This window comes from Gordonia sp. LMA484 (assembly GCF_058129505.1).
The window spans coordinates 3950858-3975649 of record NZ_CM176700.1 but is presented as its reverse complement, the minus strand read 5'-3'; the positions used below and the strand labels follow the sequence as shown (position 1 = coordinate 3975649).

The window sequence follows — 24792 nt, the reverse complement described above, 5'->3', positions numbered from 1 at the left end:
CTGTAGGTTTAACGACAGTGCTGGGCCGCGATGTCGGTGCGGTGCCCGCCCCAATCGGTCGACGAGAGCATCAATCGGAGGACTCAATGACGACATCACTTCCGCGCCAAGACCGGATTCGCCGGGCGCTCGACCTGCTGCGCAACGAGACCACAGACAAGTTCGACGAGATCATTCCGTTCGAGCCCGGCGAGTTCACCGATCCCGTACTCGCCAAGGACGAGCGTGACCACATCTTCGGTCGGGTGCCGTCGATCGTTGCGCACGGCTCGGAGATCGCGAAGCCCAACGACTTCATCACCGTCACCATGCCGCGCAACAACATCATCGTCGTGCGTCAGAAGGACGGCAGCGTCAAGTCGTTCGTCAACCTCTGCCGGCATCGCGGCGCGCTGCTCGAGGAAAGCGAGAAGGGACGCTGCCGGATCTTCTCGTGTGCCTATCACCGGTGGTCCTACGATCCGGATGGTTCGCTGCGGACGATCACCCGCGACAACACCTTCGGTGACATCGACCGACACGAACACGGCCTGATCGAGATCCCGACCGAGGAACGGCACGGATTCATCTGGGTCGTCGACAATGCGAAAGCCGAGATCGACGTCGCGAGTTGGCTGGGACCCGACATCGACACGATGCTCGCCGACTACCACCTGGAGAAGTCGGTGTGTTTCAAGGCCGCAGGGTTCGACGAGCCGACGAACTGGAAGATCATGCAGGATGCGTTCCTGGATGGCTACCACATCCAGTACGCCCACCCGAACACCGCAGCCAAGATCATCCACACGAATGTGATGGCATTCGAGGACTTCGGGCGGCACTGCCGATTCATTGCGCCGCGCAAATCAATCGATCGCTTCCTCGAAGAGGATCCTGGTGACCAGAATCTCGACAAGTACGTCACCGAGACGCACTTTCTGCTGCCGAACAGCACGCTGCTCCGCCAGCCGGATCACTTCCAGTTGTTGACCTTCCGCCCACACCCCACCGACCCCACACGGTCGCGGATGGAGCAGCGGCTCATCGTGCCGACCGTCGAGGACAGCGGCATGGACCCGGAGCGCTGGGAGCGACTGTGGACCAAGAACTGGGACATCCTCCTGGCGGTGCTGCACAACGAGGACTTTCCACTGCTGCGGGATTCGCAGCGGGGCATGGGCAGCGCCGATGCCGGCGACATGCTGCTCGGACGTAATGAGGTCGCGAATCAGGTGTTCCGCCGCGAAACGAAGAAGCTCGTCGCGCAGGGGCGCGCAGAACAGAACTGAACCCACGTCGAACCTCCGCACCGACGGTAAAGAGAGAAGGATCATGACCGCATCAATCGGCGCCGCCCTCGACTGGTGGGCGCGTACCAAGGGTGACAGCACCGCGTTGGTGTTCTCGGGCGCCGAACTCACGTACGGCCGGCTACGGGACTGGAGCAGCCGATTCGCGCGTCTCCTCGTGGAGGACAAGGGCGTGCGGCCGGGGGACCGGGTCGGGCTTCTCGGCCCCAACTCGCTCCAGTGGCCGGTGGCAGCGTTGGGCGCCTTGAAGTCCGGCGGGGTCCTGGTCCCGCTCAACAGTCGCTACAAGCCCGCCGAGTTGCGCAAGATCGCCGATGACGCCGGCATCACGGTTGTGATCGTCGCTCCCGGGTTCGAACAACTCGCCGACGACACGTCCGCGATCGGTGAACCCTTCGAGATGGTGACCTATGCCGAACTCGAGACCGTGAGCTCAGGGGATGCCGATGACTTCCGGGTCGACCTCGAGCCCGATCAGCCGACCACCGTGCTGTTCACCAGCGGCTCGACGGGTCTCTCGAAGGGCGTCATCCTCACCAACCGCACCTTGCTGTCGATCGTTCTCGAGAACACCCTGACGGAGGAGGGATTTCGGCCCGGTAGCAGCACTCTGCTCGTACTCCCGCTCGCGTTCACACCGGGTCTGGTCTACGGACTGCTCATCACCACCGTTCTCGGCGGCACACTGGTCATCGAGCCCGAACTCAACCCGTCCAACGCCGTCAAACTCCTCGAGCAGCACGCGATCAAGGCGATCTTCGGGGTACCTCTGATCTTCGAGGCGATCTCGCGGGCACCCGAGTTCGCCGATGCCGATCTGAGTTCGTTGAAGACCGCGATCGTCGGCGGTGCGGCCGTACCGGGCCAGTTGCTGAAGCGATGGGCCGACAAGGGTGTGCTGTTGAGGCAGATCTATGGCATGACCGAGGCCGGCGGTGTGGCCACCGCGACGATCCGCGAAGAGGCCATGGAGTTTCCGGACCGATGCGGTGCGGGCTCGATCTTCACCGAGGTCAAGGTGTTCAACTCGCAGGGCGAGCCTGCCGCGCCGGGCGAGGAGGGTGAACTGGTCGTTCGCGGCCCCGGCGTGACCCCTGGCTACTGGAATGACCCCGATTCGACGGCCAGGGCAATTCGTGACGGGTGGCTGTACAGCGGCGATCTCGGTGTGAGCGATGAAGAGGGTCGGGTGCAGTTCGTCGATCGCCTCAAGGACCTCATCATCTCAGGCGGGATCAACATCTCGCCGGTCGAACTGGAGATCGCGATCGCTGCGATCGACGGCGTCGACGAGGTGGCCGTCATCGCGGCTCGCGACGACCGCTTCGGTGAGACGCCCGCCGCCATCGTCACCGTCTCCAAGGACGTCGACGCCGAGGCCATCGTCGCGCACTGTGAAAAGGTGCTGGCCGACTTCAAGGTTCCCCGTTACGTCGTCGTCCGTCAGGACCCGCTTCCGCGCCTGCCCAGCGGCAAGATCGCGAAGACGATGATTCGAGACGAGTACAAAGACGTCGACACCCGTTTCGCGAAGGTTCGGTAGCCTGCGGCGCGGCGCCTGACCTGCGCCGACTCGCCGCGCGCGCAACCCGCCGCCCGCGTACGGTACAAGCGACGCAATGCGTCGCTTGTATCATGATGGCAACGGGTGTGCGGGAGGTGAGGCATGGCGCGGAGGAAGACGGGAAACGTCCTCAGCGAGGACGTGGAAGAAGCACGTAAGCAGATCATGGTTGCCGCTGAGCGGGTCTTCCAGCGATACGGCGTAGCGAAGACGACGATGGACGACATCGGGCGCGAGGCCGGGGTGTCGCGCCCGACCGTGTATCGATACTTCGGTGACCGCGACTCGCTCATCTCGGCATTGATCGAGCGGCGTTCAAGCATGCTGTTCGTGAAGGCGCGAAAGTTCATCCTCGATTACGACACCTTCGCCGACCAGCTGGTGGAGGGACTGATCTTTCTCGTCGACCGAGGTCGCAAGGACCCGCTCGTCCGCATCCTGGTCAGTCCCGAGCACATGCAGATGGCTGAGCCTCTCGTCGGCAGCTCGGGTCTGGCGGCGCGGCTGACCGCGGAGATGTGGGACCCGGTCATCGATCAGGCGATAGCGAAGGGTGAGATCCGCGCGGACCTCGACAAGGCGAAGATCGCGGAATGGATTGCGCTCGTCCAATTCATTCTCGTGGGACGACTGGACTTCGACCGTCCCGACGATCCTCAGCATCGGGAGATGTTGCACAACTTCGTGTTACCAGGCTTCCTGCCGAGCGCGGTGCCGGCAGAAGCGCCGACCGCCGGCGTCGGAACCTGACAGCCATGAGTCAACGCTCAGCACCCACTGCCGAGGTGGCCGATGCGATCCTGTCGGCTGCCGAAACCTGTTTCGAGCGTTTCGGCATCACCAAGACAACGATGGAAGATGTGGCGCGTGCGGCCGAGTTGTCCCGCGCCACCGTTTATCGGCACTTCGCCGACCGCGAGAGCCTCATCATGGCGTCCGTGGTCCGTCGTGCCCGGATGAACATTGCGCCCGCCCGCTCCTACATCGCCAATTGCACATCCTTCGAACAGAAGATCGTCGAGGGCATGTGCCACAACGTACGTCGCGGCCGGCGGGACCCGATGGTCCACCTGTTGGTGTCACCTGAGGAGATGACGCTGTCGTCGCGCCTGCTATGGCAATCGGGCGCTGCCGTGGAGATGACCCATGAACTGTGGGCGCCCATTCTGGAAGAAGCCCAATTGTTGGGGGAGATGCGCAAGGACGTCGACGTACGACTGCTGTGCGAGTGGATTGCCGAACTGGAGCTCACGTATATCAGCAACAACGACGACAGTGACGCGTCGCTCGACCGGTTCCGGGAGAAGATCCGCCGATTCCTGGTGCCGTCACTCGTTCCGGCCTGACCGTTGTCTGTGTCGGTGATCTCGATACGTCGCCTCGCTGCCGCTCGCTGACTACTCGATCGGCGGGGAAAGGTGCCTACTCGTTGATCGAGTAGTCCGGAGCGCGCCTACTCGTCGATTGAGTAGCCCGGAGCGCGCCTACTCGCTGATCGAGTAGCCCGGAGCGCTGGCGGAGGGCGTATCGAGATCGCTTGCGGGTGGAGTGATCTCGATACGTCGACTCGCTGCCGCTCGCTGACTACTCGATCGGCGGGGAAAGGCGCCTACTCGCTGATCGATCGGCGGGGAATGGTGCCTGGTCGTTGATCGAGTAGTCCGGAGCGCTAGCGGAGGGCGTATCGAGATCGCTTGCGGGTGGGGTGATCTCGATACGTCGTCTCGCTGCCGCTCGCTGACTACTCGATCGGCGGGGAAAGGCGCCTACTCGCTGATCGATCGGCGGGGAATGGTGCCTGGTCGTTGATCGAGTAGTCCGGAGCGCTAGCGGAGGGCGTATCGAGATCGCTTGCGGGCGGAGTGATCTCGATACGTCGACTCGCTGCCGCTCGCTGACTACTCGATCATCGGAGTGGGTCGCTGACTACTCGATCATCGGAGTGGGTCGCTGACTACTCGATCATCGGAGTGGGTCGCCGACTACTCGATCAGCGGGAAGGGGGCCGAGTATTTGATCAGCGGTTGTTGTAGCCCGCGTCGACCGGCAGGGTGATGCCGGTGATGTAGCGGGCTTCCTCGGAGGCGAGGAAGACGATCGCGTTGCTGACGTCGACGGCCTCGATGAGCTCGACCGGCATGGGGTTCTTGTAGGCCTCGTCGTTGGCCACCTCGGGATGTGAGTTCACGAACTCCCCGTACTCGGCGTTGGCCACCATCGGTGTGTTCACACCGGTCGGGTGCACGGTATTGACGCGGATCGAGTTCTTTGCCAACTGCTTCGAGTACAACCGCATCAGACCCACCACACCATGCTTCGACGCGGAGTATCCGGCCTGTCCGGCGAAAGTGTTGAGTCCCATACTGGTCAGCCCGGCGGCGGAGCTTGTGATGATGATCGACCCGCCCTCGCCCTGCTCGACGAGACGCGGTGCCGTGAGGTCGAGGACCTGCCAGACACCGGTCAACATCACATCCACCGCGTCGTGCCACGCCTGGGGCTGATCTCCGGGACCGATGACCGGCATGATGCCGGCATTGGCGATGACAGTGTCGAGCCGACCGAACTGCTCGATGCCGGCGGCGAGCGCACGCTCGATGTCGTCGCGGTTGCGCACATCACCGATGGTGGTCACGATCTGGCCGCCGGCGGCCTTCACCATCCGCTCGGTCTCGGCGAGATCCTCACGTGTGGCCATCGGGTAGAAGACCGACGGGATCTGCTCGCAGATGTCCATGCCGATGATGGACGCACCTTCCTCGGCCATCCGCACCGCGTGCGAGCGGCCTTGGCCTCGTGCCACACCGGTGATGAACACCACCTTGCCGTCGAGACGCTTCATATTTGATTCCTTTCGATCAGAACCGATTGGTTCGGATGACGACCTGGCGGCCGTCGGTGACGGTGTCGGTCAGCCGAGTTCGTCAAGGAAGGACACCAGTCCCTCGCTGAGGATGTCGTTGTCGTCTCCGCTGACCATGTGTCCGGCGCCTTGGACATCGAGATGCTGTGCGCCCGGTATCAGTTCGAGTAATTCGTCGACGGCTTCCGCGCTCACGATGTCGGACTGCGCGCCCCGGATCAGCAGGGTCGGGATGTCGATCCTGCGTGCTGCCCGCCGGGCATGGCGTTCCCGCGCGCTCGACATCTCGGGCGAATTCTCCCGATGCTTGATGATCCGCGGATCCCAGTGCCAATACCAGCGTCCGTTGCGGTGTCGAAGGTTCTTGCGCAGCCCGTCGATACGAGGAGGTCGACGACGATTCGGGTTGTACGCCACCACTGCATCCAGGGCGTCGTCGAGCGTGTCGAAGCCGGCCAGCCCGCTCTGCATGAAGTCGTGGATCTTGTTCAGGCCTGCCTGTTCGGCTCGTGGCGTGATGTCCACGAGGACAAGGCCGCGAGCCAGGCCGGGGTGCTCGGACTGCGCGGTGAGGGCAGCCATGCCGCCGAGTGAGGCGCCGACGAGAACAGGACGCTGCGGCAACGAGGCGGCCACCGTGGCGACATCCCGAGAGTGCGCGGCAATGCTGTAGTCGCCATCGGCGGCCCATTCGCTGTCGCCGTGGCCACGTGCATCCAGCGAGTAGGTGTGCCACCCAGAATCCCGGAGTCGGGATCCCGTCCGCTGCCATGAGTGTCGGGTTTGGCCGCCTCCGTGGAGGAGGAGGACGATCCCACGCGTCGCGCCGACGGGTTCCCAGTGATCGGCGACCAGTTCCACACCGTCACCGCGGAACCCGTGCAGCGCACCTGACCTCACCGACATTCTCGCCTCTCGGATCGCGGAGTTCTCACGCCTTCAACGACGACCGGTCGACCGGCAGTGCGTTGTCGGGTGCGGCGGGAAATCGCTTGCGGAGGTTTGGCTTTGCCAACTTCCCCGAGAAGGTCCGGGGTAGTGGTTCGTCCAGTGCCACCGCGTGCTTGGGGCGCTTGAATTTCGCGAGGTTGGCGTCGGCAACAGCGGCGATGTCTGCAACGATGGCGGCGGCGTCGCGTTCGCTGTGAAAGACCACCATGGGTACCTCGCCCCAGGTGTCATCCTTGACCCCGATCACCGCACAATCGACCAGGCCGTCGATGGCGTGCAGCGTCTTCTCGATCTCGGCCGGGTAGACGTTGATCCCGCCGGAGATGAGCATGTCCTTGCTCCGATCCACGACCTTCAGGAAGCCCTGGTCGTCGAGCAGACCGAGGTCGCCCGTACGAAGCCAGCCGTCCACCAGGGTCTGGGCGGTGGCGTCCGGCTTGTTCCAGTACTCGGCCATCACGTGTTCGCCGCGCACCAGGATCTCGCCCACGTCGCCGGGCGCGGTCTCGGTACCGGGGTCACCGATGCGCATCTGGGTGCCGACGAGGGCGAGTCCGGCGAATCCGGGACGGCTCATCGCATCTGCATAGCTCAGGGTGGACACCATGCCGGATGCCTCGGTGAGACCATAGGCCTGGGTCAGCGGGATGCCGTGATCGCGGTAGAACTGCAGCAGATCCAAACTGACCGGAGCTCCGCCAGTGCCCGCGAAAGTGAAAGCGGCGAGCTTGCGGCGGCTGAAATCGGGAAGCGATGCCATCCGCTCCCAGATGACCGGCACCGTCGTCGTCGCGGTGACCTGCTCGCGTTCGAAGGTGTCGAGCGCGATCTCGGGATCGAATTCCCGCAGCAGCACCATGGTTGCACCAGGCACCAGCACGAGCTGCACGAAGATCGACAGCACCGAACCGGTGTAGACGAGTGGGGCCGAACACATCACTCGATCCGTCGACGAGAAGCCGTGACTGATCGTCTGGGCGATGCCGGGTGTCATCGCGTTGCGGTGGGTGATCACCGCACCCTTCTGCACGCCGGTGGTTCCGGAGGTGTAGCAGATGAATGCCGGATCGTCGGGATGGATCTCGACAGCTGCGGCGGTACCGGGGTCGACGAGTGAAGCGTAGGGCCGATGGTCGCTACCGCCGATCGCGAAGATCTCGAACTCCGACTGCGACGACGCGACCTCGAGGAGGGGAGCGAATGTCTCCTCGACGATGACGACCGTGGGTGCGGCGTCGAGCACCATGGGTGCGAGCTCCCCGGCGGTCAGGCGGAAGTTCAGCGGCACGCTGATCGCGCCGAGCTTCACGGTCGCCAGGATGAGGTGGACCAGTTCTGGGCGATTCAGCATCATCACCGCGACACGGTCGCCCTTGCCGATGCCACGCGCGGCGAGTCCCCGTGCCAGCGCATCTGTCGTGGCGTCGACCTCGGCCCAGGTCTGCGACCGCCCATCGAACACGATGGCTTCCTGGTCGCAGCGGGTCTTGCCCCAATAGCGGGTCAGATCAGCGAGATTCATGGTCTGGCTCCTCAGTCTCGGAATCGATTCCGGATGTGACACCACCCGTGCCCGTGCCGAGTGGAGTAAAACTAACATTTTTAGGTTAAAGGGTGCAATGGTCCAGCAGCCGGTAGTTCGGGGGCCGTTACTCGCGGTGCCGAGTTCGCGGTGTACCGAGAACCTCTGCGGTGTCGGCGCCGCGGCGTGGGGGAAGGTCGGGGCAGAACTTCTCGCCGACGACGCGAACGGGACTCTTGAGGAACTCGAGCTGTCCCACACCGGGGTAGTCGACCACGTAGGTGTTGTCGCGCGCGGCGAAGTGCGGATCGTCCAGCATGTCGGAGACGGTGTTGACGGGGCCGCCGGCGATCCCGTGGTCGACGAAGATCTCGACCCATTCGTCCCTGGTGCGCTGCGCGAAGATCTCCACCAACGCTCGCCATACCAGGTTCGCCCGTTCCGGTGCGCCTTCGTCGGCGGTGGTCAGGTCGACTTCGATCAGGTCCTCGCGTCCCACCACCCGCAAGAAGTTGTGCCAGAACTTCTCCACGTGGGAACCGAAGAGAACGGACTCGCCGTCCTTGGTCCGGTATGCCTCGAGGCGAGGCCAATCAGGCAGCCGGCCGTCGGGAAGCCAGGTGGATCGCGGTTTCGACTTGTCCTCGTTCAGTGCTGCGTCGACCAGATCGGGCATCCACGCCGCGGCGACGTCGATACCGGCGACTTCCACGTGGCAGCCCTCACCGGTCGCTCGTGCCTTGTGCAGAGCCGCCAACAGGCCCATCGCACCGTAGGCACCCAGCGCGTACATCGCGATGGGCGGTGTGGTGGACCCGGCCATCCCTTCGATTGGCGGGTCGGACGGGGTCGTGACCTCGCGGAGGCCCGCGTACGCGTCGAACACCGGACCTCCCGTGCCGAGGGTGCGATATGGCCCGTCGGTGCCCATCCCCGAGATGGTGCACAGGACGATCCTCGGATTCGCACGGCGCAATTCGGCAAACCCGACCCCGAGCCAGTCGAGGTAGCCGCCGCGCATTCCCTCGATGACCGCGTCGCAGTCGGCGGCGAGATCCAGGAATGTCTTCTTCCCCTCGGGGGTGCGTAGATCGAGATCGACGGACTTCTTGCCGCGATTCCAGCGCAGGTGCATGAACGCGGGACCGCTGTCATCGCCGATGGCTCGGTTGCCGCCGACGCGCACCGGGTCTCCCAGGGGACCGGATTCGATCTTGATGACTTCGGCGCCGAGGTCGGCGAGATGGCCGCCGAGGGAGGAAGGCGCGAGCTGTGCGACCTCGAGGACGCGGACACCGCTGAGCAGTGAATAGCCACTCATAGTGGACTCCTTGGGTACGGGGCGGTGGTGGGAGATGTCGGCTGGGTCCGTGTCATGGCCGGGTGACCACCCAGAGTCCAGAAGCTTCGGCGATCAGGGTTGCACCGTCTCGGATCTCGCCATGCAAATAGCGTTTCCGGCCGTCCTGGTGGCCGAATTCGCCAGTGGCCGTGAGTTTCCGATGGAGTGGTGCAGGTGCCCGATAGTCGATTTCGAGATGGGCCGTGCGTGCCCACTCTCGTCCGAACGAGTTGCCGAGTCGCGAGAGGACCTCGTCGAAGATCATCGGGGTGACACCGCCATTGAGTGCATACCGTCCGGCGTGGAATCGGCCGATCCGGAAGTGTGCCCGCACCGATGTCGGGGTGACCTGCTCGAAGTGCAGCTCGGGCGCCAGCACCTGACCGCGTCCGGCGCGCTCCCACAACCGCCCGCTGAGCTGGTCGTCCTCGGGAACTTCGAAACGGTTGAGCTCATCGGTCAGCAACGAGATGCGTTCGGCAAGGGACAGAGCCGATTCGGGCGTCGGTGCACTCCGTGTGAAAGCCTCCTGAAGGGCTGACACAGCGGCGGTGAGGGTCGCGAATTCGTCGTTGCCGACAACCGACGGCCCGAGGTCGTCGATCCACGAACGCTCCCCGAAGGCAGTGGTCGCCGTCGTCCGATTCGTCGACGTCATCGGGTGCTCTTCTCGAAGAACGCCGTGAAGGTCGAGGTCACGGAAGTAGGCCGCAGGGTGGTGCGGCCGACCTCTGTTTCCCGATCGAATCGGAGGCGGGCGGTGTGGCCGGGACCGTCGTTGAGGAGGCGTTTGATCTCCAGCAGTGCCGGCAGAGGCTGGGCAGCCAGCTCGCCGGCGGCCGTGAGCGCTGCGGCATCGACGTCGCCGTCGTCGGCATAGCGGGTGATCAGCCCCGCCGCCAGGGCGTCGCGGCCCGTCAGCACCCGAGAGGTCAGCAGCATGTCTCGTGCATGGCCCATCCCGATGATGTCGCCGAGCAGCCAGGTCAGGTTCGCGCCGCCGTACTTCGCCGCGGTGACACTCATCGACGTCGCCGCACCACCCACCCGAAGGTCCGAGCAGGCGGCGTACAGGGTGCCGGCACCGTAGGACAAGCCCGAGATCGCCGCCACGGTGGGTTTGGGGAAAGTGAAGTAGCGCCAGAGCATCTCATCGCGTTCGGAGATCGTTGCCGCCAACGCGTCATCGGACATGGCAGCCATCTCGGTCAGGTCGTAGCCCGCCGAGAACGCCCTGGGGCCGGCGCCGGCGAGCACCACGACCCGGATGTCGTCGTCGGCTGCCGCGGTGGCCAGGTGGGCATCGATCGATCGCTGCATCCCGAGCGAGATCGCATTGTGCACCGCGGGCCGGTTGAGAGTGACCCGCAGGATGCCGTCGCCGGGTCGGTCGAACGCGACATCGGTATCGGCCGTTGTGCCGTCGTCGGTCACTGGGGCACCCGCGCCGAGACCACCGGGCGGCCGGTGGCCTCCATCGCGGTCACGTCGTCGGCGACCATGTTGTGGAACACCTGTCCGGGCAGTTCATTTCGCCCGTAGATGAGCTCGTCGACCTGACCATGAGCGGCGTTCTCCGTGATCGTCTTGGTGACAAACCAGTCCTCGGCGTGCAGGGTCTCCATCAGGAGTTCCCAGTTCTTGTCGAGGATTCGTTCCTCGCGCGGAGTTTCCGGCTTGGCGGGCGACAGGAGTCGGATGGTGCAATAGGACACGTTGGGGTCGTCGGGGTCGGGCACGATCGTCCAGACCTCGAAGTGGTTTGGCTCGGTGACCAGCATGGTGCCGGGGTAGACGGTGTAGTTCGCGAGTGAATAGTCGCGCACGTCGTAACTGTCCGGGTCGGCATCGCGGACCTCGGTGATCGATTTGCGCGCGACGACGATTCGCCATGACCGGTCCACGAGGTCGTAGGCGGTGATGTTGCCTTCGAGGTAGTTGCAGACGGTCTTGGTATGCAGTTGGCAGAGGTGGTACGAGTCCTGGACGCCGTCGACGGCGATCTTCCAGTTCATGCCCAGCCGCCAGGTCTCTTTGCGTGCCTGGTAGGAGTGGCCCATCCCGGTGTCGGTGACCTCGGCATCGTGTTTGGGTCCGAGCGTGGCGGCGATGTCGAGCTCGGCGCCCTGGGTGGGGACCACCCAGACGAGGCCGTGCCTTGTCTCGCAGGGGAATTCGACCAATCCGTATTCGGTGCGGTCCATGCCGTCGAAGCCCTCGGCGTGGGGCATGCCGCGCAGCGTGCCGTCTTTGCCGTACGCCCAGTTGTGATAGGGGCAACTGAAGACGCGCTTGCATCCCGATTCGGCGAACTCGACTTTTGACCCGCGGTGGCGGCAGACGTTGGAGAACGCCCGCACGCTCCCGTCGGCCTGCTTGATCAGCAGCAGCGGTGTCCCGATGAGTTCGGTGGTGATGAAGTCGCCGGTCTTCGTGAACTCGTCCACATGAGCAACGATGTGCGGGAAGCGGCGGACGACCGCTACTTCCTTCTTGGCCAGGTCCGGATCGTCGAATACCGAGAACGGCACCCGCAGCAGGTCGTCGGCGTAGTCGGTCGAATCGTTGTCGACGTGGGCGATCAGGCGCTTGGTGAGCTGGATCTTTTCCTCGCGTTCCATGCACGAAGAATGCCACATGCAACAAATACTGTCTAGTGTCTCGCTGAGGATTGCTAGTGAAAGCGCGCCGCGACAGACGTCGATCTGCAGATACCTGCATGTCAAGGCCAATTCTCAGCAGGACGACGATGATGACGCTGTATGAAGTAGTGCGCATTAAAGGTGATGTAGATCACATCATCGATTTCCGCTTTGGAATCGCCTCCGATGCGGAGCTGACGTCCACACCGTGTGGTCACCGGCGTTGGACGTCGACCCCGATCCCGGTGAGGTGTGATTGGTTGCTCAGTTCGTCGAATCCGTTCCGCCCGGTGGGCGCAAGGACATTGACGTTCACGCCGGCGTGGTGGCGTGCCGTGTCGAGGCCCGTGGCTCGGGCATGTCCCCATCCGTGCGTCATGGCGACAACTCCGGGGCGCAGGTCCTCGTCGAGCACCGCGACGGCCCGGATGCTGCCGCTCGAGTTCTGCACGATCACTTCGTCGCCGTCGACGAGGTGGCGGTCTGTCGCGTCGTCAGGGTGTATCCACAGCGGATTCGTCATGTGTGGGCCATGTTTGAGCACTGGCAGGTTGTGCAGCCAACTGTTCACCATGTAGTTGGTGCGGCGGGTGATCAGCACGAGCTCACCCTCGTTCGACGACATGCCATGCAGGATCTGCTCCGCACGGTCGTAGGAACGTGCGAAAAGCGCGGGGCAGCAGTCGATGAGCCCGTCGTCATGCTGAACGGCGAGGGAGAATACATCCGACGGCACCGCCTCGGGCAGCACGTGGGTGTGTCCGGGTTTCGCTGCCAGGGCGGCAATGCTGAGGCCAGACTCTGCCAGGAGGGCATCGACGCTGTCCCAGGGGTTCGGCTCGGGATCGTCGAGCAGCGTGGGCATCCCCATCGCCTGCAGGATGCGCGCGAGAATCCACCAATCGTCACGACGCTCGGCGGTCGGTGCCACGACGGCGGGCGTGTACTGCACGTACGGCTCCAGTGCGACGCCCATGGTGTTGAGGAAGTTGAAGTCCTCGCGCTCAAGCCAATCGGTTGCGGGCAGCACGAAGTCGGCGAGTTCACCGGTGAGGTTGCGGTACAGGTCAATCGACACGATGAGCTCCAGCCTGCCGAATGCCTCCCGCAGTCGTTGCTCGCCGCCCATCGAGAGAAGGGGATTTCCGGACACGACGATGAGGGCCCGAATCGGATCGGTCGGCGACTCGATGAAGTCCGCCAGCATGGCTCCTGGGAGGTCGCCGGACACGGTACGCATGTCCCCGAGGGGATGGTCGAAGTATGGATCGTCCCGGCGGCGCCGCGCATTCTGGACGGTGTCGGCCATACCTCGCGAGTAGATGTTTCCCCCGCGCCTGCCGAGGTTGCCGGTCCACAGGCTGATCATGGTGAGCATCCAGTAGGCGAGCGCACCTTGTCGTCCTTGATTCACTCCGGTCGCCATGTAGATGCTCGCGCTCGGCGCGGCGCAGAAATCGCGGGCGATCTGCCTGATCGCGTCGGGTTCGACGCCGACCACCGGTGCCACGCGCTCGACCGGGTATCGGGCCACGAAGTCGAGCAACCGATCGACGTTGCGTGCGTGTGCGGTGACCTCATCACGGTCGAATCCGATGTGGAAGACGATCTCGTTCAGCAGTCCGGCAAGGAGATAGAAGTCGGAATCGGGTCGGACCTGCAGTACGTCGCCGGTCTCCGGGGTCGATGACTCGATCTTGCGTGGATTGACGAACAACACGGTTCCGCCGCGATGTTTGATGTCCTTGAGCTTCTGATAGGGGTCGGACACGTGGATCAAGGTCATGTGCGAAACGCGCGGATTGCTGCCGAGGCAGAGGAAATAGTCGGTGTGCAGCAGGTCGGGAATCGGATGTGACGTCGCCGAGCCGTAGATCGCCTCGCTCGCGGCGTACTTCGCCGACGTGTCCTGGGTTCCCGCGCTGAAGCGTGTTCGCGTGCCGAAGCCCCGGGCAAAGGCGCCGGCATTTGCGAAGTAGGCTCCGTTGAACGCTGACGGATTTCCCTGGTAGATCGCCAGCGCGTTCGTCCCGTGCCGTTCGCGGATGTCGGCGATGGTGTCGGCGATCTCTCGGGCTGCGCTGTCCCAGTCGGTCGGCACGAACTCGGCTTCGTCGGCCGACCGGTCGTTGACGCGCTTGAGTGGCCGATCAAGGCGGTCGGGATCATTGTGTACGTCGAGATAGTGAATACCTTTGTGGCAGCAGAAGCCCTTGTGGACCGGATGCGCGGCGTCCGGGCGAAGGCCCGTGACTGCGCCGTCAGCGACGTCGGCGACCAATCCGCACCCAGGCTCACAGATGCGGCAGAACGTGTGAATGCTGTCGACTCCCATGTCCACCTCGCTGATCGATCGCGGCGCCACGTCGAGCGCTTGTCAGGTTAATCTACTACTGTTAGATTAGCGCGGTGGACTCGGCGACGCGAACAGGACCTCGGATCTGTCCCCTGTGCGAATCGACGTGCGGGTTGATCTTCCAGCTCGATGGGCGAGCGGTGACCGAGGTCTCCGCGAACCCGGATGACGTCTTCAGTCGCGGACACAGCTGCGCCAAGGGGATCGGTTTGGCTCACGTGGAGAACGACCCCGATCGGATTCGAACCCCGATGCTGCGCACGCCGACCGGAGGGTTTCGCGAGGCGAGTTGGGATGAGGCCTACGCGGAGATCGATCGCCGCCTGCCGGCCTTTGTGAACGACGATCCCGGGTCCTGTGCGCTCTACCACGGAAATCCCGCTGCGCATCACCTCGATTCGACCTTCTACCTCGGCGAGCTGATCGCTGCATTGGGCACGCGCAACGTCTATTCGCCCGCCAGTATCGACACCTGGCCGAAGAACCTTGCGCACATGTTGCTCTACGGTACCGGTCTCGGCATGACGATCCCGGACATCGACCGGACCGATTTCCTGTTGATCCTGGGGTCGAATCCGTTGGTGTCCAACGGGAGTACGGTCACCGCGCCCGGGATGCACCGGCGGCTGCGGGCCCTGCGTGAACGCGGCGGGACCCTGGTCGTGGTGGACCCGGTCCGCACCCGCACGGCCGAGGCCGCCGATCTCCACGTCCCGCTGTTGCCCGGTACGGACGCGCACTTCCTGCTCGGCGTGCTCTCGGTCATCGCCGCCGAGAATCTCCTCCGGCCGAATCGAATCCCGGACATGGTCGACGGCGTTGCCGAAGTTCTCGCATTGGCAGGTGATTTCAGACCGGAGGACGTTGCACAGCGGTGCGGGATCGATGTCGAACTGATCCATCGGGTCGCCCGTGAGTTCGCGGCGGCACCATCGGCGGTGGCACATTCGCGCATCGGTACCTGCATGCAGGAGTTCGGCACGCTGGCCAATTGGTTGGTCGAGGTACTGACCATCGTCACCGGCAATCTCGACCGGCCGGGCGGCGCCATGTTCTCGATGCCCCCGTGCGGTGGCCCGAACACCTGGCCGGTCACCAAGCCGCCACGAGTCGGGATCGATCGCTGGCGTTCCCGCGTGCGCGGTCTGCCGGAGATGCTGGGCGAACTCCCGGCCGCCTGCCTGGCCGAGGAGATCCTGACCCCCGGGCCGGGACGCACCCGGGCGATGATCACCCTGGCCGGCAACCCTGCCCGGTCGCTGCCCAACAGTGATGCGGTCGAGCGCGCCCTGACCGAACTCGAGTTCATGGTCTCGATCGACTGCTACCTGAACGAGACGACCCGGCACGCCGACGTCATCCTGCCCCCGCCTCCGCTCATCACACGAGGCCACCACGATGTGACCCTGTCCCATTTTCAGATACGCAACGTCGCCCGCTACAGCCCGCCGCTGGTCGACTTGGCCGATCACGAGCGCGCGGAATGGCAGATCATCCTTCGTCTGGCGGCGGCGGCAACGGGGGAGACCGATCGCTCGGTGGCCGACATGGACGACGGTGTGGCGGCGGTAGCCGCGCGCCGTGCGGCCAGGCTCGCCGGGTGTGACACCGAGATGGCGTTGGCGGCCGAGGTGGGTCGGTCAGGTCCGCTACGGCTGCTTGATCTGCGGCTGCGGAGTGGACCATACGGCGATCGATTTGCCGACGACGGTTCCGGGCTGACGCTCGCGGCGCTCGAGGACAGCCCTGACGGTATCGATCTGGGCCCCCTGCGACCCAGGCTGCCGGAGGTCCTGCGCACGCCCGCCGGGCGAATCGACCTCGTGCCGGCGATGATCGTCGATGACCTGGACCGCCTGCGGAAGTGTGCCTCGCATCAAGTTCACGAACTGTTGCTGATCAATCGGCGTCAGGCCCGAGGCATGAACACCTGGCTACACAATGCGTTGCCGCAACCCGATTCCGGCCAGTGTGCGCTGTTCATGGCGCCCGCCGATGCGTCCCGCCTCGACCTCTTCGACGGCGACCGGGTGTCGGTGACATCGAGGACTGCGCAGGTCGATGCCGAGCTTCGGATCGACGACGCTCTCCGACCCGGCGTGGTCAGCATGCCGCATGGCTGGGGGCACACCGGCCCCGGCCTGCGGACATCACGTTCGGCCGCGGCGCCGGGAACCAACTACAACGCGCTGGTCGACGACACCATCGAACTCGAAGCCCTGACCTCCGCACCCATCTTCAACGGAATCCGGGTCGCGGTCGCACGAACAGGTGCCCGACGTGCAAGGAGAACTGCATGACCTACGTCGTGACGCAGAATTGCTGCAATGACGCAACGTGCGTCCAGGTCTGTCCGGTCAACTGCATCCACCCCGCGCCTGGCGAACCCGGCTACGCGACCACCGAGATGCTCTACATCGACCCGGCCGTCTGCATCGACTGCGGCGCCTGCGCCGATGTCTGTCCGGTCGACGCGATCAGCTCCGAAGACGAACTGCCCGAGAGTCTCACGCCCTATCTGGAACTCAACGCCGACCACTACGCCCGCACCAACACCACCTCCGGGCCCGCGGTCGTCGAGCCTGCCCGAGCTGCGGTCGTCGCCTCGGCTGCGACGTCGACATCGTCGCCACTTCGGGTGGCGATCGTCGGGTCGGGCCCATCGGCGTGCTACGCCGCAGAAGAGCTGCTGTCCCGACGTGAGATCGACGTCGAGGTGACCATGATCGAGCGTCTGCCCTTCGCCGGCGGGCTGGTGCGCTACGGGGTGGCACCCGATCATGCGCGGACCAAGAGCGTGGATCGCACGTTCGCGCGGACGATCCGCCGCGACGGCATGACCTTCCACCTCAACGTGGAGGTCGGCCGCGACGTGAGTGTCGAGGAGGTCCTCGCCCATCATCACGCGGTGTTGTTCGCTTCCGGTGCGACGCAGGACCGGCGCCTCGGGATCCCCGGCGAGGACCTCGCGGGATCGCATTCGGCGCGCGAATTCGTCGCCTGGTACAACGGCCATCCCGACCACGCGGAGCGGACCTTCGACCTGTCGCACCCGCGGGCCGTCATCGTCGGGAACGGCAATGTCGCACTCGACGTCGCGAGAATCCTGGTCAGCAACGTCGCCGATCTACGACACACCGATATCGCCGACCACGCGCTTGATGCGTTGGCGCACAGCGCCGTCCGAGAGGTCGTGGTGCTCGGCCGTCGAGGACCCGAGTTCGCCGCCTGCACGACGCCGGAACTCCTGGGGCTCGGGTCGATGCCCGGTGTCGACATCGTCGTCGACGGCGACGTCGACCAGGGTTGCAACGCGTCGATGAAGGCCCGTGTGCTCGCCGGGTTGGTAGACCGCCCGGCGACGGGACGGCGCCGGATCACATTACGATTCAACGCACCTCCGACCGAGGTACTGGGCACCGGACATGTGAGCGGCATCAAGATCGGAACATCTGACGGTGTCGAGGACATCGATTGCGGACTGATCCTGCGTTCCATCGGTTACCGCGGGGCGGCATTCCCCGGTCTGCCGTTCGACGAGCACCGTGGCACGATCGCCAACACGGCCGGGCGAGTGTGTGATCCGGAGTCAGGTGATCCGGTCCCGGGACGGTACGTCGCGGGATGGATCAAACGTGGCCCGACCGGCGTCATCGGTACCAACCGCTTCTGCGCCCAGGAGACCGTGGCCGCGATCATCGAGGACCACCGGGCCGGATTCCTTGCCGCCCCCACCGCCGGAGCGGCCCAGCTGGATGAACTGATCCGAGTTCGTCGCCCCGAGGCGATGGTGGCGGCCGACTGGTTCGAGCTCGATCGAGCCGAACGGACCGAGGGACGACTCCAAGGCCGGCCTCGCGTGAAGTTGATCGATCCCGCAGCGATACTCGCGACCCGGACCGGATGAGGCATCTGGGTCGGGCACAGCAACCATTCAGCAGAAACGGAGACAGAAGGACATGAGCGGTACCGTCATCGACGCCCTCACCTACTGGTCGCGGACTGAGCCATCCCTGACCGCAATCGATTTCGCCGGAGACCGGGTCAGCTACGCAGAGCTGTCCACGTGGGCCGACGGTGTGGCCCACGATCTCATCGCCCGCGGTGTGCAACCGGGCGACCGGGTCAGTTTCCTCGGCGCCAATTCGTTGGAGTGGTGCGCGGCGGCGTTGGGCGCGCTGAAAGTCGGGGCGATCGCGGCACCTTTCAACCAGCGCATGCTGGTGCAGGAGCTGGTTGCGTTGGTCGAGGATTGCGAACCCCGCGTCGTGTTCTGTGACGCCGAGCTCGCACAACGTCTGGGGGACGTACACGCACTGCGTCCGGACTTCTCCATCGCGGTCTTCGAACGCGACGTCCGGCCACTGCGCGGTCGGCACCACCCCGTTGTGTCGACACCGGTAGTGGAGCTGTCCTCGCCGACGTCGATCGTGTTCACCAGCGGCACCACCGGCCGTCCGAAGGGGGTGATCTTCACCCACGCGAGCATTGCGGGGGAGATGCACGAATGGTCGCTGATGGAGCCGATCCTGCCGAACAATCTCCGCCCGCTGTTGGTGTTGCCGCTGTTCAGCGCCGCCGGCATCATCTGGGGGATCGCCCGCACCGTCATCCACGGCGGAACACTGTTCCTGCAACCGACATTCGACCCGGACGCCGCGCTGCGCGTCCTCATCGAGGACAAAGCCAATACGCTGACCGGACCGCCCATCCTGTGGGAACAGATCGCCAAGGCTCCCGGTTTCGACGATGCCGACTTGAGTCACCTCACCACCGCGCACGTGGGCGGTGCCCGGGTGCCCGCCGACCTGCTGTCCACGTGGGCACCACGTGGCGTCGCGTTGCGTCAGATCTACGGGCAGACCGAGATCGGTGGGTCGGCGACCGTCACGCCACGCGCCGAAGCGGCCAACCATCCCGACAAATGTGGCTGGGGCGGCATCTTCACCAAGATCCGGGTGGTGGATGCGAGCGGCAAGGACTGTGCGCCCGACGAACCCGGAGAGATCCTGCTCCGCGGCCCGGGCATGATGCCGGGGTATTGGCGCAATGAGGAGGCCACCCGAGCGGCGCTGATCGATGGGTGGTTGCACACCGGCGATCTCGGCAAGCTGGACGAGAACGGATACCTGACGTTCGTCGACCGGCTCAAGGACATGATCATCTCCGGTGGTCTCAACATCTCACCGGCCGAGATCGAGGCCACGATCGGTGCCATCCCGGGAGTCGAGGAGGTCGCCGTGATCAGCGTCCCCGACGAGAAGTTCGGTGAGACCCAGGCCGCGTTGATCCGTGCGCACGGCGGGTTGACGGAGTCCGACGTGATCGACCACTGCAATCGGTCACTTGCCGACTACAAGGTGCCGCGCTATGTGATCCTGTGCACAGAACCGTTGCCGCGCATGGCGAGTGGCAAGATCGCCAAACGGGACCTCCGGACCGAGTACGCGGACATCCCGGACCGGTACTCGCGGGTTCGATAGTCACGGGCGGGAGATCGGCCGGGTGGGCAGGGAAGGAGAAAGGAATGGCGACGCATCTGTCGTACTGCCGGCTCTGTCCGGCAACATGCGGCGTGCGGGTGACCGTGGAGGACAACGAGATCGTCTCGATTCTCGGTGATGGCGCACATCCTCTGTCGGGCGGATACACCTGTCCCAAGGGCCGCCACGGAGCAGACTTCGTGCACGGACCCGACCGGCTGCGGACCTCGCTTCGACGTAATCGGCAGGGCACCTACGAACCGATCGACATCGATGACGCCGTCGCGGAGATCGCGGCGCGTCTCGGCGAGATCGATCGAGAGTCCGGTGCCGATGCCCTCGGGCTCTTCATGGGCACCCAGCAGAACTTCGCCACCCTTACCGGGCCGATGGCCCGTGCGTGGTTCCGCACCACCGGGTCGCACAAACTGTTCTCCACCATGACCATCGACCAATCCGCAAAGTGGATCGTCGAGGAGCGGATGGGCCGATATCTCGGTGGACGCCAACGGTTCGACACCGCCGATGTCTGGCTGCTGGCCGGCACCAACCCGATGGTGTCGCTCAACGGAGGTGACGGCGACGGCGCGATCACCCAGAACCCATACGTGACACTGCGAAACGCGCGCACGCGCGGACTGCGTCTCATCGTCGTCGACCCTCGTCGCACCGAGACCGCCCGACGGGCACACCTGCATCTGATGAATCATCCCGGCACGGATGCCATGCTCTTTGCGGGTCTGTTGCACGTGATCCTCGCCGAGGACCGCCATGACCGTGAGTTCTGTGCGAGCTTCGCCACGCAACTCTACGAGCTGCGGCTCGCGGTGGCACCGGCCACTCCCGAGCGCGTCGCCGACGTGACCGGCGTACCGGAAACCCAACTGGTCCTCGCGGCGCGGATGTTCGCGGACGGCCCGCGAGGGATGGCCACCAGCGGTACCGGGATCTGCATGGGACCGGATTCGAATGTCGCCGAACACCTCGTCGCCGCCCTCAATGTGGTGTGCGGTCGTTACCTCCGCGCCGGTGAGCAGACCGACAATCGCAACGTCCTGGTCCGATCCACTCCGCCGCGGGCCGAGGTGATGGCGCCACAACGCAGTTGGGAACGCGGATTTCACAGCCGCATCGACGGCGTCGGAACCATGCACGGCGAATTGCCCTCCGGGATACTCGCCGACGAGATCCTCGAGCCGGGAACCGATCGTCTGCGCGCCCTCATCGTGTCCGGCGGCAACCCTGCGCGTGCGCTTCCGGACCGTGCTCGCACCGAACGAGCGCTGCGAGCGCTCGATCTGCTCGTCTGCGTCGACACTCACATGTCGGACACGGCACGCCTGGCCGACTACGTCATCGCACCGGCCGCCCTTTACGAGCGCGCTGATCATACGATGCTGATGGAACCGTTCTTCGCCAGGCCTTTTGCGCAGTACACACCACCGCTCGTGAACCCGCCGACGGGTGTCGTCGAGGACTGGGACTTCTTCTTGCGGCTGGCCACCGCCTCGGGGAATCAGGTGAAGTTCGCCGGCCGGATGATGGATCGGACGTCGCGTCCCACTGCCGACGATCTGTTGCGGATGATGGCAGAACGGGGCCGGGTCGACTGGAGCGATCTGCATGACGCGCCGCGAGGTGTCATGGCGCCCGGGACGATCATCGTCGAATCGTCGACCACCGAGTCACCCGCACGTCTGGAACTGTGCCCGGCCGACGTGGCGGACGAGCTCCGCGACCTCCTCGGGGTCAGACAGGCCCCATCAGCTCCCGTCCGGACCATGCGGTTGCTTGTGCGCCGCATGCGCACGGTGATGAACTCGCTCGGCCGCAGTGTGCCCGGCCTCCCTCCGTTGGGCTACAACCCCGCCCAGATCCATCCGGACACAGCGTCGGCGGTGGGTGTCGGCGACGGTGACATCGTCCGCGTCACGTCGTCGTCAGGTCAGATCCGTGCCGTGGTTCAGATCGATCCGACGGTGCCGGTCGACGCGATCTCGATGACGCACGGATGGGGCGACTCCGACGCCGAGTCCGATCCGTACGTGACGGGCAGCAACGTCAACGATCTGATCGATGCCCGCCGACGTCAGCGCATCAACGCGATGCCGACGATGACCGCGGTTGCGGTCACGATCGAGAAGGAGGTTTCGATGACCGGAGACGTAGGTGTCGGCGAGCGTGGAGTGCAGCTGGAGGGAGCGCGATGAGCGCAGGACGCGTGGCTGTGGTCACCGGCGGCGGCCGCGGGATCGGAGCAGCGATCGCACTGCGGCTCGCGGCCGACGGATTCGCGGTGGCGGTCAACTACGCACGTAGCTCCGACGCCGCCCAAGGGGTGGTGGACAAGATCCGGGCCGACGGTGGTCGTGCGGTGGCCATCCGGGCGGACATCGCGGACGTGGCGCAGGCAGAGGCGCTGATCGCCCACACCGCAACGGGACTCGGCGCACCGACGGTCGTGGTCAACAACGCGGGAATGAACATCGCCGGATCGGCGCGCAAGCAGTCGCCCGAGGACTGGGACGCGGTGATCGGTGTCAACCTGTCGGGTGCGTTCTACTGCACCCACTTCGCGCTGCCCGCGATGTATGACGCCGGGTGGGGCCGGGTGGTCTTCGTGACGAGCCCGTCCGGCGGTCGCCGTGCTTCGCCGGGGATGAGCGCATATTCAGCAGCCAAAGCCGGGTTGGTCGGGATGACACGCACACTCGCGCAGGAGACCGCCCGCCGTGGCATCACCGTCAACGCTGTCATGCCCGGATTCGTCGAGACAGACATTGTTTCCTCCGGCGGCGCGGATGCCGTTGACACCCTGTCCCGTACCTGGCCGCGGATTCCGGCCGAATCGATTGCCGCCACGGTGTCTTTCCTCGTCAGCGAGAACGCGCAGGACGTATCGGGCGAAGAGGTCGGCGTGTGGCGTGGTGGTCCGGTCGGGGTGTGATGCGCGGCGTTCAGCACGCTGAACGGAAGCGAGAGGCGACTTTCGGCCGGGGCCGTTCCGGCTACTGTGCGTTGTCGACGCGCCTCGCATGGTCGCGCGCCTCGTCGAGGTAGTTGGCCGGCCAGCGTCGGCCGAGTGTCAGCCCGCCGTCCACGCCCAGCTCCTGGCCGGTCACGAACGACGACGCGTCGGAAGCCAGGAAGGCCACGGCGTGCGCCAGGTCCTCCGGCTCGCCGGCACGCGGGATCGGCTGAAAGCGGGACAGTCCCTTGCGAACCCGGTCGACGCTGGCGTCGAGCTCGGCACCGTTCAACCCGGCTCCGTGACCGACGATGCGGGTCGCGACGCCTCCCGGGACGAGTGCGTTGACCCGGATGTTGTGGTCGGCGAGCTCGGACGCGGCGGTGCGGGTCAGTTGCAGGACTGCGGCCTTCGCCGCGCTGTAGGGATGCGGGCCGAAACCGGCGCGCACACCTGCGACGCTGGACATGTTCACGATGCTGCCGGAGCGTTGGTCGCGCATCACGCGCGCCGCGTGTTTGACCCCCAGGAAGACGCTGCGCGCGAGCACCGCGAACGCGTCGTCCCACTCCGCGACCGAGGTGTCGTCGACGAACGTCCATGCCCCCACGCGACCGGCATTGTTGACCATGCAATCGAGCTGACCGAACCGGTCGACAGCTTGGTCGACGGCTGCGGCGACATCGGTTTCGCTCCGGACATCGGCGTGGATGTACTCGGCGCGTGCGCCGAGCGCGTGCGCGATGGCGGATCCCCGTTCATCGTCGATGTCACAGAGCACCACTCGCGCACCTTCGGCCACGAGCACCTGCGCCGTGGCGGCGCCGATGCCACTCGCCGCGCCGGTGACCACAGCGACTTTGCCTTCGAGTTCGGTCATCCCAGGTCCTCTCTAGTGTTCGACGTTCTTGAACAATTTACCTACAGTAATTAGGATAAGCGAGGTCCGGCTCCGGCCACCCGGGGCTGTCCGCGATCGAAGGGGATCGATGTCCGACGCGCAGCACTTACTGATCGACCATCCGCGACCCGGTGTCATGCGGGTGACCCTGAACCGGCCCGACAATCTGAACGCGCTCAACGCCGAACTCGTCCAGGCGTTGCACGACCTGCTCTCCCGGGTGCGGCACGACTCGACCATCCGCGCGATCGTCCTGACCGGGGCGGGTAAGGCGTTCTGTGCAGGACTGGATCTGCGGGGGTACGGAACCCCGCCCGGAACGATCGACGGCGAAGGTCGCGCGCAACTCGGCCTGCGGGTCCAACAGCACATCGCCGAGCTCGCGGACGCGTTTCGATCGGTGCGGGCACCGATCATCGCAGCGGTCAACGGTGCCGCCGCAGGCGGCGGGATGTCCTTGGCGCTCTTGGCCGACATCCGCATCATGGCGGAGTCGGCGACACTACACGCCGCCTACATTCGTCGCGGTCTGTCGAACTGTGACATCGGCATGAGCTGGACGCTGCCGCGGATGGTGGGATTCTCACGCGCCGCCGAGATCATGCTCACCGGCCGGTCGGTCCATGCCGACGAAGCCGAGCGGATCGGCCTCGCTTCGTCGATCGTCCCGGAGGACAAGGTCGTCGAGGCAGCCCTCGACACCGCTGAGACCATCGCCGGTCACACGCCGTTCGGCGTATGGATGACCAAAGAGGTGATGTGGTCGAACCTCGAGGCCCCGGGCTTCCGCGCCGCCATCGACCTCGAGAACCGGACTCAGATCCTGAGCTCGTTGACGAAGGATCATCGTGAAGCGGTGCATTCGTTCCTCGAGAAGCGTCCGCCCGAGTTCCACAACAACTGAGGACACC

General features: G+C 65.1%; 19 protein-coding genes. 10 read left to right on the top strand and 9 right to left on the bottom strand.

Annotation, left to right across the window (positions count from 1 at the left end; all coding sequences use genetic code 11):
- The first annotated feature begins 86 nt into the window (after positions 1–86).
- From AC4AMJ_RS17545 to AC4AMJ_RS17530, 4 genes are all read left to right on the top strand, one after another.
- A complete protein-coding gene (locus AC4AMJ_RS17545) occupies positions 87–1268 on the top strand; it encodes an aromatic ring-hydroxylating oxygenase subunit alpha (protein WP_489913578.1) in 1182 nt (393 codons plus the stop codon).
- 43 nt (positions 1269–1311) lie between these two features.
- Positions 1312–2832, top strand: a complete 1521-nt coding sequence (locus AC4AMJ_RS17540; RefSeq protein ID WP_489913576.1) for a class I adenylate-forming enzyme family protein — start codon at positions 1312–1314, stop codon at positions 2830–2832.
- A gap of 123 nt (positions 2833–2955) precedes the next feature.
- Positions 2956–3603 carry a TetR/AcrR family transcriptional regulator gene (locus tag AC4AMJ_RS17535; RefSeq protein ID WP_489913574.1) on the top strand — a complete coding sequence of 216 codons (648 nt, stop codon included), beginning with the start codon at positions 2956–2958 and terminating at the stop codon, positions 3601–3603.
- 5 nt (positions 3604–3608) lie between these two features.
- The gene (locus AC4AMJ_RS17530) at positions 3609–4199 is read left to right on the top strand and encodes a TetR/AcrR family transcriptional regulator (RefSeq protein ID WP_489913572.1); all 591 of its coding nucleotides are present in this window, start codon (positions 3609–3611) and stop codon (positions 4197–4199) included.
- A gap of 671 nt (positions 4200–4870) precedes the next feature.
- On the opposite strand, the gene AC4AMJ_RS17525 is transcribed toward AC4AMJ_RS17530, so the two are convergent.
- The 8 genes from AC4AMJ_RS17525 to AC4AMJ_RS17490 form a co-directional block, all read right to left on the bottom strand.
- Complete coding sequence (locus AC4AMJ_RS17525; protein ID WP_489913570.1) at positions 4871–5695, bottom strand: mycofactocin-coupled SDR family oxidoreductase; 825 nt, start codon at positions 5693–5695, stop codon at positions 4871–4873.
- 69 nt (positions 5696–5764) lie between these two features.
- Positions 5765–6622: an alpha/beta fold hydrolase gene (locus AC4AMJ_RS17520; protein WP_489913568.1), complete on the bottom strand. Its 858-nt coding sequence runs from the start codon at positions 6620–6622 to the stop codon at positions 5765–5767.
- A 25-nt stretch (positions 6623–6647) separates the two neighbouring features.
- A complete protein-coding gene (locus AC4AMJ_RS17515) occupies positions 6648–8189 on the bottom strand; it encodes a class I adenylate-forming enzyme family protein (protein ID WP_489913566.1) in 1542 nt (513 codons plus the stop codon).
- 127 nt (positions 8190–8316) lie between these two features.
- Positions 8317–9510: a CaiB/BaiF CoA transferase family protein gene (locus tag AC4AMJ_RS17510; RefSeq protein ID WP_489913564.1), complete on the bottom strand. Its 1194-nt coding sequence runs from the start codon at positions 9508–9510 to the stop codon at positions 8317–8319.
- Between the two features lie 52 nt (positions 9511–9562).
- On the bottom strand, positions 9563–10189 hold the full coding sequence (locus AC4AMJ_RS17505; protein WP_489913562.1) for a PaaI family thioesterase: 627 nt from the start codon (positions 10187–10189) through the stop codon (positions 9563–9565).
- A complete protein-coding gene (locus AC4AMJ_RS17500; protein WP_489913560.1) occupies positions 10186–10965 on the bottom strand; it encodes an enoyl-CoA hydratase/isomerase family protein in 780 nt (259 codons plus the stop codon). Before AC4AMJ_RS17500 ends, AC4AMJ_RS17505 begins: the two co-directional genes overlap by 4 nt.
- Positions 10962–12152: an aromatic ring-hydroxylating oxygenase subunit alpha gene (locus AC4AMJ_RS17495; protein ID WP_489913558.1), complete on the bottom strand. Its 1191-nt coding sequence runs from the start codon at positions 12150–12152 to the stop codon at positions 10962–10964. The genes AC4AMJ_RS17500 and AC4AMJ_RS17495 overlap by 4 nt, the downstream gene beginning before the upstream one ends.
- A 235-nt stretch (positions 12153–12387) precedes the next feature.
- Positions 12388–14508, bottom strand: coding sequence for a molybdopterin-containing oxidoreductase family protein (locus tag AC4AMJ_RS17490; RefSeq protein WP_489913556.1), 2121 nt, complete (start codon positions 14506–14508; stop codon positions 12388–12390).
- Between the two features lie 74 nt (positions 14509–14582).
- On the opposite strand from AC4AMJ_RS17490, the gene AC4AMJ_RS17485 reads away from it, so the two are divergent.
- From AC4AMJ_RS17485 to AC4AMJ_RS17465, 5 genes are read left to right on the top strand one after another with little or no spacing between them, the layout of a single operon-like run.
- Positions 14583–16829 (top strand): molybdopterin-dependent oxidoreductase, encoded by a 2247-nt coding sequence (locus AC4AMJ_RS17485; RefSeq protein ID WP_489913554.1) that lies wholly within the window; start codon positions 14583–14585, stop codon positions 16827–16829.
- Positions 16826–18436 (top strand): FAD-dependent oxidoreductase, encoded by a 1611-nt coding sequence (locus AC4AMJ_RS17480; protein WP_489913552.1) that lies wholly within the window; start codon positions 16826–16828, stop codon positions 18434–18436. The genes AC4AMJ_RS17485 and AC4AMJ_RS17480 overlap by 4 nt, the downstream gene beginning before the upstream one ends.
- A gap of 52 nt (positions 18437–18488) precedes the next feature.
- Entirely contained in the window at positions 18489–20012 is a 1524-nt protein-coding gene (locus AC4AMJ_RS17475; protein ID WP_489913550.1) for a class I adenylate-forming enzyme family protein, read from the top strand.
- A 44-nt stretch (positions 20013–20056) separates the two neighbouring features.
- On the top strand, positions 20057–22222 hold the full coding sequence (locus AC4AMJ_RS17470; protein ID WP_489913548.1) for a molybdopterin-containing oxidoreductase family protein: 2166 nt from the start codon (positions 20057–20059) through the stop codon (positions 22220–22222).
- Positions 22219–22959, top strand: coding sequence for an SDR family oxidoreductase (locus tag AC4AMJ_RS17465; RefSeq protein ID WP_489913546.1), 741 nt, complete (start codon positions 22219–22221; stop codon positions 22957–22959). The genes AC4AMJ_RS17470 and AC4AMJ_RS17465 overlap by 4 nt, the downstream gene beginning before the upstream one ends.
- Positions 22960–23020: 61 nt before the next feature.
- Here the strand turns inward: AC4AMJ_RS17465 and AC4AMJ_RS17460 are convergent, their stop codons facing one another.
- On the bottom strand, positions 23021–23860 hold the full coding sequence (locus tag AC4AMJ_RS17460; protein ID WP_489913544.1) for a glucose 1-dehydrogenase: 840 nt from the start codon (positions 23858–23860) through the stop codon (positions 23021–23023).
- A gap of 109 nt (positions 23861–23969) precedes the next feature.
- Between AC4AMJ_RS17460 and AC4AMJ_RS17455 the strand changes: the two genes are divergently transcribed.
- Entirely contained in the window at positions 23970–24785 is an 816-nt protein-coding gene (locus AC4AMJ_RS17455; RefSeq protein ID WP_489913542.1) for an enoyl-CoA hydratase/isomerase family protein, read from the top strand.
- The last annotated feature ends 7 nt before the right edge of the window (positions 24786–24792 follow it).